Below are 20445 nucleotides of genomic sequence, written 5' to 3'. Positions count from 1 at the left end.
TGTTTGCTCATAAGTGCATGAGTTTCCATACAAGCTTTCCTAGCACTTCGTTTTGAGCTGATTGTTGAATGTTTAAACCCTTGTAGATTGCCTTGTGGATATTATCTGATGATTAAAGTTGCCATTGCAGGAGCAAGCGGCTACGCAGGTGGTGAATTAGTTCGCTTACTGTCAAATCACCCTGACGTAGTCATTACTCATTTGTTCGTATCAGCTCAGAGTGTTGATGCAAACAAAGCTATCTGTGAGTTATATGGCAACCTGCGACGAAAGTGTGCGCTGTCATTAGAGCCTTTAGATGAACAAGTAGCTCAGGGCTTAAGCAAAGACGAGTGTGACGTAATTTTCCTTGCTACTGACCACAAGGTAAGTCACGATTTAGCACCACTTTTTATTGATAACGGTATTGTAGTTATTGACCTTTCTGGTGCTTTCCGTCTGTCTGATAAAGATACTTTCGCAAAATACTACGGTTTTGAGTATGGTCAAAGACAAGCTCAGCTTTTACAAGAGCGTGTTTATGGCCTTGTTGATTGGGTAGATGCAAAGAAGATTGAGGAGGCATCCTTAATCTCCATGCCAGGTTGTTACCCAACTGCCTCAGAGCTTGCGATCAAACCATTAACTGCCAATGGTCTTTTAGATGAGTCCATGGTGGTGGTAATTAACGCAGTTTCAGGCGTTTCAGGTGCTGGTAGAAAAGCAAAGCTCAACAACTCATTTTGTGAGGTGAGCTTAAATGCCTACGGTATTTTCAATCACCGTCATATGCCAGAGATCGCTGAGTACGCTCAAACCAAGGTGATTTTCAATCCTCATTTAGGCAATTTCAAAAGAGGCATTCTAGCCACCATCACCGCCAAACTTGTAAGCGGTGTATCTGATGAGCAGCTTAAAAATGCCTATGAGAGCGCCTATGGTCAGATGGACAGTGCTAACTGTGACAAGCTTAATTCCTTAGTCCGTTTTAAGAGCGGTACAGTAAAGCTTCAGGATGTGCAGCACGAGCCATTTTGCGATATCTCATACACACGCGATGGTGATTACATCGTAATCACCTCAGCTATTGATAACCTCTTGAAAGGAGCAGCCTCTCAGGCTATTGAAGCTATGAACATTCACTTTAAACTTCCGCGATGCCGATGCCTGTTGTAATCAAACTCAGTGCTAGGCAAGGTATTTGATGGCTCCACCTTAGGTAAGCCTAAGGTCATACTAAAAGTCCAACGTTGGCCACACTAAAAGGCCTACATAGGCTAAATAAAAGGTTGTAACTTAGGCCATCTTAATTACGCCATGCTCTAGTTGTACAAATGCTTAGACACAATAGATAGCTAGTTGTTACTTATCGCTAGCTGGCGTAGGAAGATTTAAAGATGTTAATTGTTAAGCTTTCAGGCAAGGCTCTAAATGACTCTCAAGCATTAGGCGCTCTTTTTGAGGAACTTAAGACTCATAATGAGCAAGCTATCATCGTGCATGGTGGCGGCGTTGAAGTCGACAAAATTCTCGGTGCATTTGACATTCAATCAAGCAAGATTGATGGCATTAGAGTAAGCCCATCTGAGCACATGCCTTACATCACTGCAGCTTTGGCAGGTCAGTGTAATAAGGTATTGCAAGCTCAGGCTATTGCACATGGTCTTAATGCAGTGGGTTTGTTGTGTACTGACTTTAATCTGTGTACCTTAACCCCATACGAGGCTAAATTTGGTCAAGTTGCTTCATGCACCGTTAAAGATAGCTCCTTAGTAAAGTCTCTTCTTAATGAGGGCGTTACTCCGGTCATTTGCTCCATTGGTATTAATGAGCAAGGTAAGCTGTACAACATCAATGCAGATGAAGTAGCAGCGGCTATTGCTATTGCTTTTAAAGCCCCACTCGTCTTCTTCTCTGACGTAAAAGGCGTACTCGACCAAAACGGTCAGGTAATCGAATTGATTGACTCTAAGAACATTGAAGAGTTGATTGCCGCTAAGGTTATTACTGATGGCATGGCAGTCAAGGTTAAAAATGCACTAGCTGTTGCCGAGCAAAGCAACAACAGCGTTTTCATTGCCTCCATCTTCGATGAGCAAGCTCGCCACAATCTCTCCAAGCTCCGACGAATCGGAACCTCAGTTCAGGTCTGATAGCTCTACATTATCTAAAGATGCAAGAGCTCTAATGACGATAGCAGCCAAGTATTTAAATCGCATTAGACATCTTGCCTCAAACATAGACTTTAGCTGCAGCTTCACACTCACAAGCAAACAGCTTAAGTAAGAAAAATCAGACTCACTTCAGCCTAATGAACAAGGCAGCAGCTAAGGCATTAGGTTTATAGAGCAACCAAAGCTCCAAAACATTTTTTTACCCAAAACCATAGACTCAAAGCACCTTTTGAGCATCTCGTGCCAACGACAGCATGATCTTAAGACAGCTTAACTATTTAGAGCCGATGGCTTTATCCAAATGGGCTTTCACAAGCACAAAGCCCATCATCAAATAAGCGTCATTAAGGTTAAGGGCAAGTCAAATACGGCACTGCTTAGATCTAAGCTCATGATGCAAGCTTGTATACCAGTGTCAGTGCCACTAAGGCATGGCAGTTCTCTTTATAGCATGGCCACAGAACGCGCCCTGTTAAGAGTAGCTACATAAGATAGGCATTATAAGCAGCACATAGATGTCTAAGTTACATGAGAACAGGGACAAGAAAAGTAGCTAAGAGCAAGGGAGCATGAGCAGCAAGTAGCTAGCACATAAGAAAGCAACACAGTGCAGCTACTTTTGGAAGCAAGTTCTAAGCACGCTCTCTGTTGATGCAAGTATGGTTTTGAAGTGGGTAACAATCAAACAAACAGGATTTTAAGAATGAGCAACCACTTAAGCGCAGTGTCTACTATGGCAAATAATAAGAACATGGAAGCGATCCCTTTTGTCTATCGCGATGAGTTTCATGGTGCAAGCATTGATGAGCTCTATCAATACGCCACCAAGCTTAATGCAAGCAACAGCCTTTCTGATGAGAAGCTGCAGCATATTGCTGCTGCTTTGAATGAGGTGCAGGACATTCTTGCAACTCACAATACCGCTAGATTCACCGTACGTCAGGCCAGACTTTCTGACATCGATTCACTGCAAAAGATGGTCAACTACTGGGCTCAAAAGGGTGAGAATCTGCCTCGTTCTAGAGAAGATCTCATTAGAAACATTCAGTCTTTTGCTGTATGCGTAAAAGACGGCGAGGTCTTAGGCTGTGCCTGTTTATACGTTTACGATACTGGTCTTGCTGAGATCCGTTCATTAGGCGTTAGCCCAGATATTCAACGCATGGGTCAAGGCAGAGCCATTGTAGAGTTCCTCATTCATAAAGCTCAGCTCTTTGAGCTCAAGAAGGTTTTTGCTCTGACTAGAAATCCAAATTTCTTTAGCAAGGTAGGTTTTACCAAAACCACCATTGATGCTCTGCCAGAGAAGATTTTAAAAGACTGCGACAAATGTCCAAAGCGACATTGCTGTGATGAAGTTGCATATGAGTTCAACTTCTAAAGAAAAGATCAAAACAATCATCACCAGCTAATACATTTAACCTACGAGTTATAGACTAAGCCAAACAAACAGCAAAGCTAACACATACAAATCCGCTCATCACAGATGAGGGCCTAAGCACTGCACAGCTGCATGAGTATTAGTGTTCATGCAGCCAAGCGATAACCACTGTGGATGAGCTAATCCATGAAGCCAAGACATGCAAATAAAGCATGAGGGTGCGGGCGGAGCAATTAACCGCTAAAGAAGATACATGCGACCACGCCAAGTAAGGCGTATAGCTAGCCTTGAGTGGCGGTGGCTGATAGTTTGATGAGTATGTCTAAAGCTAGTGCGCAGCTAAGAAGAGAATAACGATGAAAGTTACAAGAAAGACATTTGATGAGGTCATGATTCCTTGTTATAGCCCATTACCAATGGTGCTTGAGAAGGGTAAAGGTTGCTATCTTTACGATACTGATGGCAATAAGTATTTAGACATGACTGCAGGTATTGCAGTTAATTGCTTAGGCCATAATCACAAGGGCGTTACCAAGGTCATCAAGAAGCAATGCAGCAAGCTTATTCATGCTTGTAACATCTTTGTAAACGATCAGACCTTAACTTTAGCTAAAAAGCTCACTGCCATTAGTGGCTTTGACAGAGCGTTCTTTACTAACTCTGGTGCAGAGGCAAATGAGGCTGCTCTCAAGCTTGCTCGTCGTGTTGCTTACGATAACTATGGTAAAGAGAAAGATCAGATTATCTCCTTTTACCATTCCTTCCACGGCCGTACTCTCTTTTCTGTATCCGTTGGTGGTCAGGAGAAATACTCTAAAGGCTTTGGTCCAATCCCTGGTGGCATTACCCATATTCCATACAATGATATCGATACATTTACTTCAACCATTAGCGATAAGACCTGTGCCGTTATCTTAGAGACTATTCAGGGTGAGGGCGGCATTATTGAGGGTAATATCGACTTTATCAAAAAGGTTAGAGAGCTGTGCGACAAATACCATGCGGTGCTGATTTTTGATGAGGTACAGACTGGTGTGGGTAGAACAGGATCCTTCTACTCTTTTGAGCAAGTAGGCGTGCGTCCTGATATTCTCTCCACAGCTAAGGGTTTAGCTGCAGGTTTGCCAATCGGTGCGATCTTAACTAGCGATGAGCTTGCCAAGCACTTTACCCCTGGTACTCACGGTACTACCTTCGGTGGTAATGCTCTTGCCTGTTCCGTTGGCTCATATGTAGTCGATACCGTAGGCGATGAAAAGTTTTTACACTCAGTAAGAGAAAAGGGCGAGCTTATTCACAAGCTCCTTACCAAGCTTGGCAAAAAGTATGGTGTCTTTGATGAGATCCGTGGCAAAGGCTTAATGGTGGGAGCTCACCTTAGCAAGGAATATTTAGGCAAGTCTGGTGCTATTCAGAAGCTGTGTGCCAAATATGGCCTCTTTGTCTTAGTTGCCAATCCTGATGTGGTTAGACTTACTCCACCACTCATCATTAGCAATAGACAAATCCATCAGGGCATGAAGATGCTCGAAAAGGCCTTATCAGAGTTTGTCAAAACCGAGTCCAAATCACAGTAAAAATCCAAATCTAAGTACCAAGCATCAAGCTAACCATAAAGCAAGTACCAGGCTAGCCATAAAGCAAGCGCAAGCAGTACCTTAAGCTAGTGTAAGTGCCTAGCTTAAGCATGTAGCTAGGCTATGCTCCTTTGCAATTGCGCGATGCTATGCCCGTGACTTAGGCAAAGGATGTTCAAAGCGATCAGAGGCTAAGACTATGGATTGCATGATCCTAGTACAAGCGCTGATCGCTTTTGTTGTTTTGGGGCACAATGCAGAGCCTCTGATCTCGCTTGTCGTAGCAGCAGGTGTGTGCGGGCGCTCTTGCGTTTATGCCTCGTGTTTAGATAACGGTATGAGAGCGTGATCGCTGAGAACATATATGTCTTATGAAGCAAGTGGCATATCGACTGCGATCATGAAGCTTAAGCGATGCATATTTACGTGGCGTGGGATCAGAACGTTTGCACGGAAAGATGCTGCTTATTGGGATCGCGGGGCGGCTCTGAGCGGCTTAGGCTTGTGGAGATTACTTAGGATCATGGGGTATATGTGGTGTTGGCAGGATCGTAAGGACTGATCCTGGTATGGGTAGGATCATGGGGACTGATCCTAGGCGTTAATTAGCTGAAGTTCACAAAAATTTTGCGTCGATGGTATGTGCATTTCCTGTGATCGGTTATCTTTTGCTATAATCAGCCCATGAGATCAGTGATCTTGATGATCTTTAAGCTGTTTTTGAAGATCAGATCTTTGATCTTGAGTACGTAAAAACCGCTTGTATATGCGGTTAAGACGTTATCAGTGCAACGATAACGACTTTGGCTAAGCCATATATGGATCTTAGCGATCCTGGCTTTTGTATATAGCGCTTAGATTTAGCTATTTTAGATGGTGTGAGTGATGATCGCGCCTTAATTTAAGATATCTAAGGTGCTGTATATACATGAGTATGCACTCAGTTTGTATTTAAACTTTGCTGCCTTGAATAGCCTTTAGTGCGCTATTTAAATGACGATTTACTCTTGCTTGAAGTTGTAAGACTAACTTTAGTTTTCGTGTGCCTGATGCAATATTGATTTTCGATTGATACAGGATTACATCAAATGGCAAAACCTGGTGCTACAGGACTTACTCGTATTTTTAATGCAGGTAAGTATAGTATGCAGGGCTTTAAAGCAGGACTTAAGAACGAGGCAGCGCTGCGCCAAGAGCTGGCACTTTCTATAGTATTAACCATCCTTGCTTTTGTCTTTGCTGATAGTGCAGTAGAGTTTTTGCTTTTAGTAATCATGCCTTGGCTTACCTTTACTGTGGAGTTATTAAACTCTGCAATTGAGGCTGTGGTTGATCGCATTGGCGATGAGTACCATGAGCTTTCTGGTAGAGCTAAAGACATCGGTTCAGCAGCTGTCTTTGTGATGCTGTGTTTAACCGCTTTAACTTGGATTGCAATCTTATTCTTCTAAGTTTTTATCAATTAACAAGTCTTAATCTAGAGAGCTTAAGTGCTACTAGAAAAAGCAATAACCTGGTATGAGTTGCTAGAACACATTAAAGCCTTTGAGGCTATGCGTTTAACTAGCACTAAGCCGTAAACCCTTCACTAAAGTATGAGTAGCTTTCTAAGCTCTCATCACACTACCTCAGACAGGGTATTTACCGTAAATAACGCCTGTCCGCAGAACAAGGAACAAGTCAGTTGGGAAGAAAAGTTATGGATGAACAACAATTCAGAGAACTGATCGGAACCGATAGGCGTCTAAAATTCAATCGTCAACCAGGCAATGGCGGTGAGGGCGGTTTTGTATACACTGTCCTTTCATTTATCTGCGAGACTGTGGGCGGTAAAGTTCGTACCCACGATGGTTACCGTATTGGCGAGATTCGTACTGGTGCTTACGGTCAGGTCATCCCATCAAAGAAGTTTGTTGAGATGTTCCCTCAGTTCCGTACTATCAAGATCATTCGCACCGCGACTGGTTTAGTCTTTGAAGAGTCAGAGACTCCAATTATTGCTGTTGGTGAAGATGGCGACTCCTCTTTAGCCGCAGGCCGTGCTATCAAGGCTGCTGCTCACGCTAAGCAGACTTCAAAGAGCGGCAATGCCAAGATCGAAAGAAAGCCACGCGGCAAGAACCAGACAGTCAAGAAGACTGAGACTAAGGTAAAGGCAGATACCGTATCTGAGAGCAAGGCAGCACCAAAGCCAGCAGCACCAAAGCCAGCAGCACCAAAGGCCGCCGCAGAAAAGACAACTGCATCAAAGAGCACTGCTACCAAGGTAGCTCCAAAGGCAACTGCAGCTAAGAGCACTGCCACCAAGGCAGCTCCAAAGGCAACTGCAGCCAAGGCAACTGCCACCAAGGCAGCACCAAAGGCCGCCGCTGCAAAGGCTGCTGCTAAGACCACTGCTGCTAAGGATGCACCAAAGGCCGCCGCTGCAACTGCAACTGCAACTAAGGCTGCTCCAAAGGCCGCCGCAAAGAGCACAGCTGCTAAGGCAGCTCCAAAGGCTGCTGCAAAGACAACTGCTAGCAAGGCTGCTGCAAAGAGCACTGCAACCAAGGCTACTGCTGCAAAGAAGAGCACCACTAAGAGTGCTGCAGCTAAGGTGGTAAAGGCTCCTAAGGTAGTAGATCAAGCTACCCATGAAAAGTACATGGCCATGGCTCTTGAAGAGGCTAACAAGGCTAAAGAGTTAGGTGAAGTACCAGTAGGCGCAATTATCGTCGCTAGCGACGGTACTATTGTCTCTCGTGGTTGCAACCGTACTATCGTTGACCATGATGCTACTGCACACGCTGAGATCGTGGCTTTACGTCGTGCAGGTATTGCCATGGGCAACTATCGTTTAAACGATCTGACCATGTACGTGACCTTAGAGCCATGCTGCATGTGTGTCATGGCATGTATTCACGCACGTATCAAGGCTATCGTTTACGGTGCTGAGGATCCAAAGACTGGTGCTTGCAACTCAGTGTTTGACTTAGCTGATGACGATCGTCACAACCACCGTGTTGAGATCATGGGTGGTATCTTAGAGTCTGAGTGTGGTCAAATCTTAACTGATTTCTTCAAGACCCGTCGTGCTGAGCAAAAGAGCTCTAAGATGGCCGCATCTGCAAAGCGTACTTGTGCAAAGACCACCAAAGCATGTGCCTCAAAAAGCCCAGCTAAGAGTGTAACTAAGAGCGCAAGCAAGGCTGCTCCTAAGAGTGCTGCCAAGAGTGCCGCTAAGAGCACTAAGAGCGCTGCTAAGAGCACCGCTAAGCGCACTGCAGCTAAGAAAACTGCAAAGAAAACTACTGCAAAAACCAAAACTAGCAAGACCACTAAGGCAAGCTAATTAGTTTAATTTGCTGCGTTTTCGCTTAAAAAGGCCGTATCGTTTGATGCGGCTTTTTTATTGGTGAAAAAGATAGTGAGCAAAGGTTAGATTGTGCGTCAAAAGCTAGGTAAAATAAGGCTTGATGCAATTTGTTTACATCTAGTAACTATTTAATGAACTCATAGGTTAATATGAGTGCTTGTGCACGCAGTGTGTGGTGAGCTAAAAGCTTTTTCTTTAGCTACTGAGAGCATAGTGCAAGGTAAAGATTCATCGCTGTGATGAATCTAGTGGTCAAAACAGTCGTAGGCGGAAAAAGTGAGCAAGGAAGATTTAGCAGTACAGGTTGATGAACTCATGGCCACTGATAAGGCTCAGGAGGAGACTGTACATGATCCTTTAACTAAGCTAATTACTGAAGGTCTCTTTATAGATAAGACCTTGCTCATTAAAGAGTTTTTAAAGGACGAAGAGTCCCATAAGACTTATATCTTGCGCCCGCATGGCTTTGGTAAGAGCACCTTGCTCGACATCATTGAGGCCATGTATACCGATATGGAGCGCCTCAAGGGCACTAAAGTTTATGAAGAGGGCTTTGATGAGTCTTTGCCTGTCATTCGTATTGACATGCAAAAGCTCATTGGTGCTTTTCCATTCCCAGTAAAGCTCGATTTTAACGCCAAGACCGCCGCCTGCGTTAAGAATCTCAAGCTCCTTTCTTCACCAAATAACAAAGAAAAAGACGACTTTGGCTCAGCTCTCTTTGCCGCTTTCTACGAGCAAATTGCCTCTGGCAAGCAAGCTATCAAACCAAGCCGCACCACTAGCTCAGAGCACAACAATTTAGAGAGCCAAGCTGATGCAGAACGCCGTGCTGCAGCTGCAGGCAGCAAAGCTAATGGATCTAACTTATCTGAGTCTACTGCAGATGATCTATCCTTAGCATCAGGCAGTGATAAGCACAGCGCGGGCTCTCAGGGTGCTGCTGATCGCTATGAAGAGGAATTAATTGCCTCTTTAGAGGCGCTCTCAACTCTTAGTGCAGGTGCTAAAACTAATGGCGACAAGAGCGAGGCTAGTGCTAAAGATAATGCTAGTGCTCAGGATGAGGCTAGTGCTCGAGATGATGCTAGCCGTGATGCTGATAATGGTGAAACTGATGTTTACTATCAGAGCATTGATGAGCTTGGTAGAGGCGAGGCTAAGGCCTCTTATATCAGCACTGAGCATGCGCTTAAAGGTGGTTCATTCCACAGTGCTAATCAAGCAAATAAATCTAGCAAGCCTGGCCAAGACCATGGTGCTGTGCAAGATAAGCTTAATGGTTCTTTTGAGCAGCAAGATGCGCTTAGTGATGGTGGTGTGGCTTTATTAGACTCAATCAACGAGAACTTTTCCTATATCCCAAGCCAGACCTCTGAAAAGTCATCGCTGTTTTATATTGCGCACTTACTCTCACGCTGTGAGCACCGCTCCCGTGTGTTGCTCATCGATAACTTTGATGCGCCACTGTTAGCTACTGCCTATGAGCCAGCCCTTTACAATCGTAGAAGCCAGGTGATGCATTATTTGTTCACCATCTTAGGCACATATGCTCATGTCTTTAGACATATCATAATTACTAGCACCATGCCGTATGAATCTTTTGGCCCCGGCATGCGCGAGCGCAATCCAAATGATTTAGAGCTGGACATGAAGTTTAGCTACTCAGCTAAATGCGCCAAAATGATTGGTGTGTCTGAAGAAGATTTATTGTCTCCTCAGCTGTCCAAATACATGTCTAAGGCACTTTCCTATATGCAGGCTATTCATGCTAAGTACAAGGACAAAGACCTTGCTGCCATGCATGATGATGCGCGTAGTAGCTTTAGACACATTTCACTATCCATGTTAGAGCTCTTTGTCTCAGGCTCTTGTCCTCAGAGCACTAAAGAGCTTGCTAGCTTGCTGTCATCTTTTTACGGCAACTTTAGCTTTGACCGTATGACCCGCACTATGGCAGCCGTGTCGGTGGTGAATTTCCTGCGCCATCCTGAGTATGGCTTTGCCCCATATCGCTATGGCTCAGCTCCGCTTGATGTTCGCTATGCCTTTGATATTAGCGGCAGCAGTATTGCTGATTTTATGCAGGTGCTCTCCAATATCTTTAAAGGTGAGGAGCGCGTCTTACTTGAGAACGCCACACTGCCAAATGCACTGCGTCCAAATTCAGTAATTGACCGCATTGTTAAGCTGCAGCGTAATTTATATCGCCTCAAAGAGCTCAAAGAGCAAATCATCAAGGCCAAAGGCCAAGGCTACAAGGGCGAAGAGATTGAGCTCATTAACGAGCGTCTGATCTATATTAGAGATCGCCTCAACGAAATCAAAAAGCAAATGCCTACTGAGCGCAGTGTCTCCAAGGCATTAGCCGCTAAGGTATTGCCACAAAAGAATGCCTCAAACTCAGGTGGCTCAGTCATTTATGAAAGCGCCGATGATACTGCAGCACCTGACGCTGCAAGTGCACAGGATGCAGCAAAAGCACAGGGTGCTGCAGCTGCCGCCAAGTCATCCTCACAAGCAAGCAAAGAGAGCGAGTCAAAGAGCGCCCCGCGCCACAAGAGTCCATTTGCCATCATCGATGATGAGGATGAACTTGAACAGGCAACAGAAAATCAAGAGAGCTCGCCATCTAATACCAATAGTTCTAGCAACACTATCCAAGCCTATCTAGATGAAGTTGGTGAGAGCATTGAGGCAATCGAGCAACAAGCCGCTGCAGCCATGGCCAATGCAAATTTAGACGTGCAAGAGGCCAATGCTATCGATGAGGGTAACGGCACAGCTGCTACCAACAAGACCAATGAGCCAAGTGACTCAAACGCTAACGCTCAAGACGCAGCTGCAGCTCCATCTGCTAGTGATAATGCACAAACTAGTGGTGCCAATAGTGCCAAGTCACAAGATGGCCAAGCAGCCGCTAGCAACAATGCCATGTCTAATGCATCCGTAAAGGATGAGGATAATGCCGCTCAAAGCGATTTTAGCGAAGAGACCATGGGTGTTATCACCGATGAGCTTGCTGATGGCAAAATCGATTTAATTGCGCCAGTACGTGGCCGCAATGGCCAGAACATGGAGTCTCCTGAAGAGCGCGAGATGATGCGTCGTATGCCTTTAGGCATGACGCTAAGCCATTTGATGGTAGCTTTTGGTTATTTAACCACTTGTCGCTACGAAAACTATGAGCTCTTATCCACAATGCCTAATTACGAAAGCTATATGTCGTTAAAGCATGCGGTATTAGAGACTTTATATGCTCATAGTGATTACAAGCGACTGCCAAAGATTGCAGATAATGAGACTGTCTTTAATGGCGATCTCAAGGCTTTCTTAAACAATCTGCGTACTGTGGTGCATAGCTTTAGCTATAGACGTTCTGACTTTGTAGATTCTCAGGCCATCACTGCCTGTTTAAATCTCTATTACGCCATGAACCACGCTACTGCACCAAGTATTGCCACTGGTGCTAATGTGCCATTCTTAGCCGATAGCGTCTCTACTACTGCCAAGAAAGCAGCCGATCGCATCTTAAAGGATGACGAGGAGATTCAGCGTAAGCTCAATGACCGCTTAGGCAAAAACAAAGCTGCAGCTGATACTAAAGACTCAGCAGATACTAAAGACTCTACCGATGATAAGAGCGATGATCGCTCCTTAAAGATTGAGCTTGCTGCTAATGCCAAGCTTGAGTTTTATGATGCTTGTCGTCAAGAGCGTGCTTTAGCTAAACGTGCGGCTAATGGTGATGCTAATGCCGCCAAAATGCTTGAGGCGGCGCGTGAAGATATTAAGGCTTATGATCAGCGTGCCCAAGAAATTATCGCAGCTGTGGATAATCCAAAGATCAAAGCAAGCGATATCGTCTTACTCAGCGAACAAAGAGCTAAGCAAAACGCTAATGCCGCCAAGCAAGATGATGAAGCCTTAGATCAAGATGGCAAGTGTAAGAGTAATGCTGCTAACTCCAAGAGAGCAATGGCGCATGCTGCTATTGGTAACGAGCACTCTAGCTTAAGCAAGGATGAAGAGATTTTACTTGCCAAAGAGCAAGAGGCCCAGGCTTTTGCTGATGTTATCAAGGCAGGTCATGAGGTCGTTTGTCCTGTAGTCTTTGAGCTTGACGAATTATCAGATGGCAAGGCAGAAGAGAGCTTAGATAAGGATAGTGACGATAAGTCAGATATGCCTGTAGGCTATATGTCTAAGCAAGAGCTGCTAGCTGAAGAGCAAGAGATTAAAGAGCTCTTAAAGAAGGCTTATTCCAACTTAAAAGACTCAGGTAAGGTTAATGTCTCTGATGAGCAAGACGCCATTTTAGAGAGGCTGATTAGCAGTATTGGTATTGCCTTTGATACGCGCAATGCTGAAGAAGAGCGTAGCGATATCGCCGGTGCTTCTCGTGTAGTCGATGTACCTGAAGATGGTGTAATTGAGACCTTTAAAGACCGTGCTCAAGAACGTGTTCGTAGCGCTAAGCGTAAGTCTAAGAAGGCTCGTAGTGCCGATGATGCTATTCAGTTAGATGCATTAGAACAATTAGGCGAGCTCGTGGCTAGTGGCGATAACTTTGCAGACTATGTCAGTGAGCACGATAAGTTCGTAAAAGCTTCAAGCTTTACCCTTGAGCAATTTAACAAGAACCATGAGGAATTCCAAAAGGTTCTCAAGGTTGAAGAAGAGCTCCATGGTAAGAGCGACAATGAAAAAGAGGCCATAGTTGAAGAGGGTGTTAACACCATTAATGAACTAGGCAATATCATTGTTTCACGCCTCAAGCGCGGTGCCGATTACGCTAAAGACATTGATACCCCAGCAGTAGATAACAATGCCGCTGCACAAAGCGCAAACAGCCCTGACCAGCAAGCTGCCGATAGCAACAGCAATAGCAATGCAAAGCAGCCTCAGCGCCAGAATCAGCATGCGCACCAGCAACAGCGCCAGCATGAGCAGACAGCCTCCAAGGGCGTCGCTTCGGCACATATGGAGATTAGTGCCGATCCTGACATGCAAGATACCAGCTTGCGTGCATCTGCTAGCTCCATGTCTGAAGAGGACGATGCTAAAGAGCGTGATGAGGCCCATGACGCACATATGCGCAGCATTGCTATGTCTGAAAAGATCGTCAATCTGCGTGAGGCTATCACTGTTCTTAAAGACTTTGCTGAGCAAATTAGTGCCTCTAGAAAGAATGATGGCGTTGCCTTTGACCAAAGCGAGGCCATCAATACTCAAGAGTCCGATGCGGATAATGCCTTAGCATCAAACGCTTCAAACAATCAGGGAGCAGCATCAGCAGATGCCACTGACAAGGTCAATGCGCAAGCAAAGAATAGTGCAAGCGACAAAGATAAAGATACGGTCTATCAAAAGGCCGTGGATGACACTGCTGTAGCTCTGCTTAAAGACTTTATCAAGGGTGAAAATCAGGAGACTGCCGCACCAACCGACAGTGGTGATAATGGCCACTCAGTTGAGGTAAGTGAGGTTCAGTCCAATAACCCACTTAAAGAGGCAGCATCAGGTCAATCAAGTAACGTTAACCCAGTTAATGAGTACAGCAATCTGACTATTTGTCGTGTGCGTGTACAGCGTGGTAGCACTTTTAACAGTGCTGCAAATCTACAGCCACAGACAGAAGCTCAAAGCACCGCCATCTCTGCCTCAACTCAGATGGCATTAGAGAGTAGGGATTTAGCAAGTTCTGATACTAGCTTAGCTGCAGCCCCATCAGCACTGCCTGAGGCAGCAAAGAGCTCTACTACAGTCAATGCTCATCCATCTACAGCACCAAGTACTGGTATTGCAGCAAACTCGATTCGTAAGTGCCGCAATTTAGGTATTAGATCTGAATATGAGTATGTGAACTTAGAAGCTGAGGTTAATAAAGAGCAAGAAGATGTTGATGCTCAGTTTGAGATTATCGATCATGCACGCAATGATGAAGAAAGACTTATCATCGACTATGCTCCATTCTTAGGTTTACGTCGTCAGGCTAAGTATCTGTTTGAGAACTTTAAGTCATATGAGCTCTTGTACTATGAGTTAAATCGTCTTAAGACCTTAGCTCAGGAGACAGAACAGCTCTCATTAGTTCACTATCTAGATTTCATGCTAGATAAGATCGCCCATACCATCGACGTGGATGCTTTCTTAGACATGTCTAAGCGTCAGGTTGAAATTGAGGTGTTCTTAGAGCGTGATAGAAATCCTGATTGGTGTGATCGTGGTGACTTGTACTCAGTAATTGAGGATCAAGTACATCTGATCGTCGCCTCTAAGAGCATTAAAGATAAGTACTTTAGACTGCAAAACCTCGCTGATATTGCTACCAATCAAGGCTTACTCTTCTTAAGTGGCTGGATTTGGAACCATCAGCAAGAGTACGTCAAGTTCTCAGATCAAAGCGCCAAGGCCCTGCAAGCTGAGCAAGGCAAAGCCTCTGCTCAAATCCAAGCCGAGGCCCAGGCTCTTGCATCCCAAGCAAGCCATGCACAAGCAGCTAATCCAGCCAAAGCGGGGCAGACCGCCCAAGCTGCACTGACTGCCGCTGATCCCACAGCTGATGCGAAGGCAGCACATACTGCTGCAGCAGCACATGCTGCAGCAACAGCATCTGCTATAGCCTCAGCAATAACAGCCGCTGCACGCAATAGCGCAATGTCAGATGAGCCTGATGATAATGTCATGGGTCTGCCAAGCGAGATTGCGATTGCTCAAGATGAGGCTATTGCCAAGGCCAATGATCGCTCACAAAAGGCTGCATCTATGGCTATCTCAGCTAACAATCTGCGTATTGTTGGAGTGCCAGGTGCTGACTATGAGTTTGATGATATTTATGCCGATGAAGATCTCGTAGAAGAGTTCTATGATGACTATTTTGAAAGCACCTTTGAACTCATTTTAGAGGCCGTCTATGCCATCGTAGGTTATAGGACTCATTATGATGATATAAATGGTCTTACTTACGAGGACTTATCTCCTCTTGATCGTCAAAATGAGCAAGAGATGAAATGGGTAACACCAGAGTCGATTGCTAGAATTGCCAAGACTTGGCGCATCTTAAAGGCTGCAAGTGTAGCTGGTGAGCCTTTAACTGATAGTCATTTAGCTTTCTTAAGCACGATTGAGGCTGAGTACCATCTGTCGCAAGCTGTTAAGTACGCTATTACCGAGGCTAGAAGCAATAAGCCACAAGAAGATATTGATATCGACACCATCTTGAAGGATGCTCGATTAATATCTAAGTCGATGTTCAACGCACGACAAGAAGAGCTCAAAGAGCGTCGTCGTATGCAAGAGCTCTTAGTGAAGTCTGTGGTTGAGGCATTGCTTAAAAAGCGTATGCCAACTATGAACCTTGAGGCTGAGTTTGAGCACTTAAACTCTTTACCATTGTCGGTCGATAAGATTTTGAATTTACGCCGTTACATGATGTTAGCGCGTAAATACAATCGCCGCGATTGCTTTGATAAGGCAGCTACCGTACTTAAGCGAGCTATTGAGAAGATCGATATAGAGCAGCCAGGAGCACTCCAAGAGCGTATTAGCTCAGTGAAGATTAACTCACTAAACTTCTCAAATAAGCCTGTCGAGCATACTGATGATAGTAGACAGCAATCACTGCGCAAGCTCGACTCTCAAGGCTTATTAGGACAGTTAGCAGTCTTCTCTGGTCCTAAGACAGGCAAGATGCGCCATAGCAACTTTACGGTATGGAATAACGATAGTGCCATCATCTTAGAGATTCAGACAATTAAGAATCTCTCTGAAGTGCAAGATGCAGTAAAAAGAGCGATGTCGCTGATTATGACCGTCAATAATCCTCTTGCCGAGGTCTTAGGTCGTTCAGCCGAGCTCGTTGCCAACTACAAGGTACGCCGCATTGCCGTGGTCGCCTTACTAACTGAAAATGGCATCAAGCTCGTCAAAGCCATGAACCTCGACATCTAAAACAATAGGCCAAAATCACACAGCACTTAAAAGCACTACACTGCGTCAAGCGGCTCATAACACAGCAGTGTTGTACTCAAATACATTAGCTTTAGACATTCATGTGTCTAAGGCTAGTGTCGTGTACAACTACAGAAAATAAGTCAGGTACTGCAAGTGCAAGGGCATTGTAAAGGTAGCTATTGCAGTAGGCGAGTAAGCTAAGAAGCGTAAGAGCCAATGGCTAGGTAAAAAGATAGGCTCGACTATAGACAAGGGATTAGGCAGGTTAGGGTCTAATAAAGAAGCCTGCTACAGCTGTACATCGGTCGGATAGCTACAAAGATGAGTTGCTCTTAGTTTCAGGAGAGCATATGTTGCTATCAATATGGATTTAGTCACCTGGAGTCGTTTTAATCCATACCGCCTATGTTCGCAATGTCAGTCTGTTTAGCTGTAGCAGGTTAGCGTACGTTTGCTAAGGCTAATTTAAGTTAGCTGTAGCTAACAGTGACAATGTAACAAAGCCTTTGGTACTTAGCAAACAAAAGTTGTAAATTTTTTAAAAGCTCCCGACGAGAGCTATTTCCACACAATGATGTGCACTAGCATGGAACACTATCAATAAAATACAGTGTGCTTAAATTTAGAATATTGTGGCACATGATGGCCTAAGAATTTGTAAAAATTATTGCCGGTACATCCATTAAATCGCTTAGATATAGGATTTTGCTAGATGGATACATAATGATTGTATCTGTATGCAAATTGGAAACGTTTCACAAAATCCGGTGTTACACTACATTGCACAGAAGTAGGGCGACATAAATTTAATCTCAAAATTTAGATCTAGATAACACTTTTGATCGATATGTGTAATGAGCAATAGTCAATTAGCATGGCTACATGAAATCTTATGCTAAGTTTTTTGAAAAATTTGGAAAAAATTTCCATCAAGTTTTGCATAAGAGTATTGTCATGAAAAGATCACGTTTAGCCTTTGCTTTAGGAGCATCACTTCTTGCTGCTTCATCTGCCCACGCAGCCAATTACTTTGATTACCAGGATATTTACCATGGAGCCGGTGCCAAGCTCTTTGCAGTAGGCGAGGTAGGACCCAACATCGCCTTTCGTATCCCAGCAATTGCATCTATGGGCAATGGCGTTCTGATCACCGCAGCTGACGTTCGTTACGCAGGCTCAATTTGGTCAGATCTTTTCTCTGATAGAGCTGTACGTGAAACTAAGTTATCAACCAAGATCTCTTACGATGGAGGCTTAACTTGGAGTGACTTATCTATCATTGACGCTGAAACTGGTGGTGATGGCGCAAGTAGCAAAAAATATATGTCATTGGCCACTGATCCAGCATTAGTTTATAACAAAGCAACCAATACCGTCTTAATGTTTGGTCTTCGTAACAATGTTCATTTAGGCGATGGCGGCTTTGCTCAAAAGAATCCTGATAATCTAACTGGCGTGAATACAACAAAGCAGGAATCTGATTTTGTGATGCTTACTTCTAAAGACCAAGGCAAGACTTGGTCAAGCAAGAGCATCTATGATGACATCAAGGGGCAAATTAACAGACAAGCCGCAGGAAATAACTATTCAATTGTCTTCCAAGGTCCCGGTGGCGGTATGGTCTATAACAATAAGATCTATGTGCCGATTCAGGCATTTGCTACCACTAAAGACACAGCACCAAAAGGCTCTGTAAGTACTTCTGGCTTTATGGTATCAGAAGATAATGGCGAGACATGGACAGTATCTAAGATGATTAATACCTCCATGAATGCCCCAACTGTATCAAATACTTCAGAGAGCAATATCTTCTATTACAAAGGTAAGATTCGTCTAGCTGTACGTAATGAGTTGGCAGAAAAAGATCCTGCAAAAGATCCAACTATGCGACGTCTCTGCTTTGAGTACGATGAGGCTACTGATACCTGGACTCAGATTGACGAGCCATACATTCCAAAGAATGTTGCAGTTGTAGAGACCAGTACCCATAATCTAACTGAAGATGTCTATCTGGTGGGATATACATCTCATAAGAAAAATCCAGCAGAGCCAAATAATCCAGATCGTAGACAAGGTCAGACATTAGTAACTAATACTGGTATTAAGCTTACTTTATCTAATGTTCTGTCTGAGGGCTATACCTCAATCACCCATGATGACTCCAACATCTACGTGATGTATGAGGGTGCGTTAGATCAGCACGATATCTTCTTCAAGGCAATTGATTGGAAGCATCGTGACTATGCAAACTTAAATACCCAGATTCGCAACCGTGCTAATACTGTTAACGGTATTGCTGACAAGTTTGCAAAAGAGACTGGCTATATCTCTGGCTCCTTTGGCTCAGATAGCGCAGGTGGTCAGATCATCGGCTCAGCAGGTGCGCTTAAGGGCGGTATCTTTGTTTATCAGAATGATGACTTAGATAGCGAGAATGCTGGTGTAGTTGAGTACGATACCTTTGATGTAGCTTTAGTTGCAGGTATCGATCAGCAGTTTGCCAAAAACATCAAGGGCACTGCTATGCTCGGTTACATGAATTCCAACATCGACTATGCCAACGGCTCAGAGAACGATGTTTCAAGCTTAATTGCTGGCTACAGATTACAGATTGATACTGACTATGTTGGTATTCGCTCTGGTGTTGCTGCAGTAGGTTCTGATAACAGCTTCAAGCGTAACAACAAGGAAGGTTTAGGTAAGACCGCTGATTTTGATAGCTTCTCATTATCTTTCTCAACTGAGCTGTTTAAAGACTTCGACTTAAGCAACTACGGCAACGTTGAAATGACTGGTGGTATGGTGAATACCTTCTTTACTCACGAGGACTTCCGTGAAGTAGGCGGTGAGGGTATTGGTGAGAATGGTCAGTTAGGCGCTAACAATGCAACCATTCGTGCATCTAACCTGCAGTCACACGAACTTTTTGTTAAGGCAGCTTGGAACAGCAAGCCAATTGCTTTAAGTGACTTTGCTAACCTTACCTTCAACGGTGATATGAAGTACGCAATTGATCTTGCTGATGCTGATGACTGGAATGAGGAATATCGTTCTATGTCTGTAGAGCGTAAGTACGACTCCATTGGTGAGCTCTACTCCGCTCGTGATGGCGGTCTGTTTACTACTTCCTTAGGCGCTGATGTTGAGATCCTTAAGCAAATTAAGGTAGGTCTCAAGGGTGTAGCTGATAGCCGTGGTGAGTTCTCTGCCAAGCTTGAAGGCCGCATTAGCCTCTAATAATTATTAATTGCTAAGCTCAATTAATTGAGCTCAATCCCTTATTTAAGCCTCGCAATTGCGGGGCTTTTCAGTTCTTATGCAGTTTGTGCGGGCGCTGTAATCAAAGCAAGGTCATAGGATTGCGCAATTGCACATTGATCTTGTAGCTGTGAGAATGGGGCTTTTAGATTAGTGTGTGTATGCTATTGCTAGATACAACATGAGGGGATAAAAAAAGAGCTTTAACAGCTCTTGGATGGAGGCGACTTCCGGAGTCGAACCGGACTACACGAATTTGCAATCCGCTGCATAACCGCTTTGCTAAGTCGCCTTTAAGGCACTCGTAAATGAGTTGTGATGGAGGCGACTTCCGGAGTCGAACCGGACTACACGAATTTGCAATCCGCTGCATAACCGCTTTGCTAAGTCGCCAAAAATTACTTACTGCTACTTGGTTCGCTGTAAGTGATGCTCATTATAAGGATTTGCATATAGGTGTCAACATACAATCTTAACTTTTTGCCAAAAACGAGGCAGCAAGCAGACTCATTAATTAGCAATACATGCTTATATTAGGCATGTATATGGGCTTTGTTAAGGATAGAGTAACTAAAATGCCTCGCTTTATCTTGAGGGCTGTAGCACCATCGTTTGCCACGATGTAATTGTAATTTTCCCATTAGATAGGGCTTGAGGCACTTTTTGCACACTTTGTATGGAACTAGGCTATTGGGTGCTAAACTTGTGCTATCGCATTTTGCAGGTACAAGAGTGACTGCAAAGCTATGGCTTGATGCTGTAGCC

Annotated in this window: 8 protein-coding genes and 2 tRNA genes; 8 read left to right on the top strand and 2 right to left on the bottom strand. The window is 44.3% G+C overall.

The annotated features are described in order from the left end of the window. Positions 1–108: 108 nt before the first annotated feature. The 8 genes from argC to RDO37_RS01290 all read left to right on the top strand — a co-directional run bounded on the left by argC (position 109) and on the right by RDO37_RS01290 (position 19659). A complete protein-coding gene (gene argC, locus RDO37_RS01325) occupies positions 109–1155 on the top strand; it encodes an N-acetyl-gamma-glutamyl-phosphate reductase (RefSeq protein WP_303074842.1) in 1047 nt (348 codons plus the stop codon). 221 nt (positions 1156–1376) lie between these two features. Then, on the top strand, positions 1377–2132 hold the full coding sequence (gene argB, locus RDO37_RS01320; RefSeq protein WP_308497847.1) for an acetylglutamate kinase: 756 nt from the start codon (positions 1377–1379) through the stop codon (positions 2130–2132). A gap of 724 nt (positions 2133–2856) precedes the next feature. Further along, positions 2857–3534: an N-acetyltransferase gene (locus tag RDO37_RS01315; protein ID WP_169726105.1), complete on the top strand. Its 678-nt coding sequence runs from the start codon at positions 2857–2859 to the stop codon at positions 3532–3534. A 356-nt stretch (positions 3535–3890) separates the two neighbouring features. After that, a complete protein-coding gene (locus RDO37_RS01310) occupies positions 3891–5111 on the top strand; it encodes an acetylornithine/succinyldiaminopimelate transaminase (protein ID WP_308497846.1) in 1221 nt (406 codons plus the stop codon). 1088 nt (positions 5112–6199) lie between these two features. Further along, positions 6200–6562 carry a diacylglycerol kinase gene (locus RDO37_RS01305; RefSeq protein WP_027938794.1) on the top strand — a complete coding sequence of 121 codons (363 nt, stop codon included), beginning with the start codon at positions 6200–6202 and terminating at the stop codon, positions 6560–6562. Between the two features lie 248 nt (positions 6563–6810). Then, on the top strand, positions 6811–8442 hold the full coding sequence (gene tadA, locus RDO37_RS01300; protein ID WP_308497845.1) for a tRNA adenosine(34) deaminase TadA: 1632 nt from the start codon (positions 6811–6813) through the stop codon (positions 8440–8442). Between the two features lie 300 nt (positions 8443–8742). Then, on the top strand, positions 8743–16419 hold the full coding sequence (locus RDO37_RS01295; protein ID WP_308497844.1) for an AAA family ATPase: 7677 nt from the start codon (positions 8743–8745) through the stop codon (positions 16417–16419). A 957-nt stretch (positions 16420–17376) separates the two neighbouring features. Beyond that, positions 17377–19659 carry an autotransporter domain-containing protein gene (locus RDO37_RS01290; RefSeq protein ID WP_308497843.1) on the top strand — a complete coding sequence of 761 codons (2283 nt, stop codon included), beginning with the start codon at positions 17377–17379 and terminating at the stop codon, positions 19657–19659. A 239-nt stretch (positions 19660–19898) separates the two neighbouring features. Here the strand turns inward: RDO37_RS01290 and RDO37_RS01285 are convergent. Continuing rightward, positions 19899–19972 (bottom strand) — tRNA-Cys (locus RDO37_RS01285). A gap of 27 nt (positions 19973–19999) precedes the next feature. After that, positions 20000–20073: transfer RNA gene (locus RDO37_RS01280), tRNA-Cys, on the bottom strand. Between the last annotated feature and the right edge of the window lie 372 nt (positions 20074–20445).

Source organism: uncultured Anaerobiospirillum sp. (genome assembly GCF_902485895.1).
GTDB lineage: Bacteria > Pseudomonadota > Gammaproteobacteria > Enterobacterales > Succinivibrionaceae > Anaerobiospirillum > Anaerobiospirillum succiniciproducens.
This window is presented reverse-complemented; position numbering and strand designations above follow the sequence as displayed.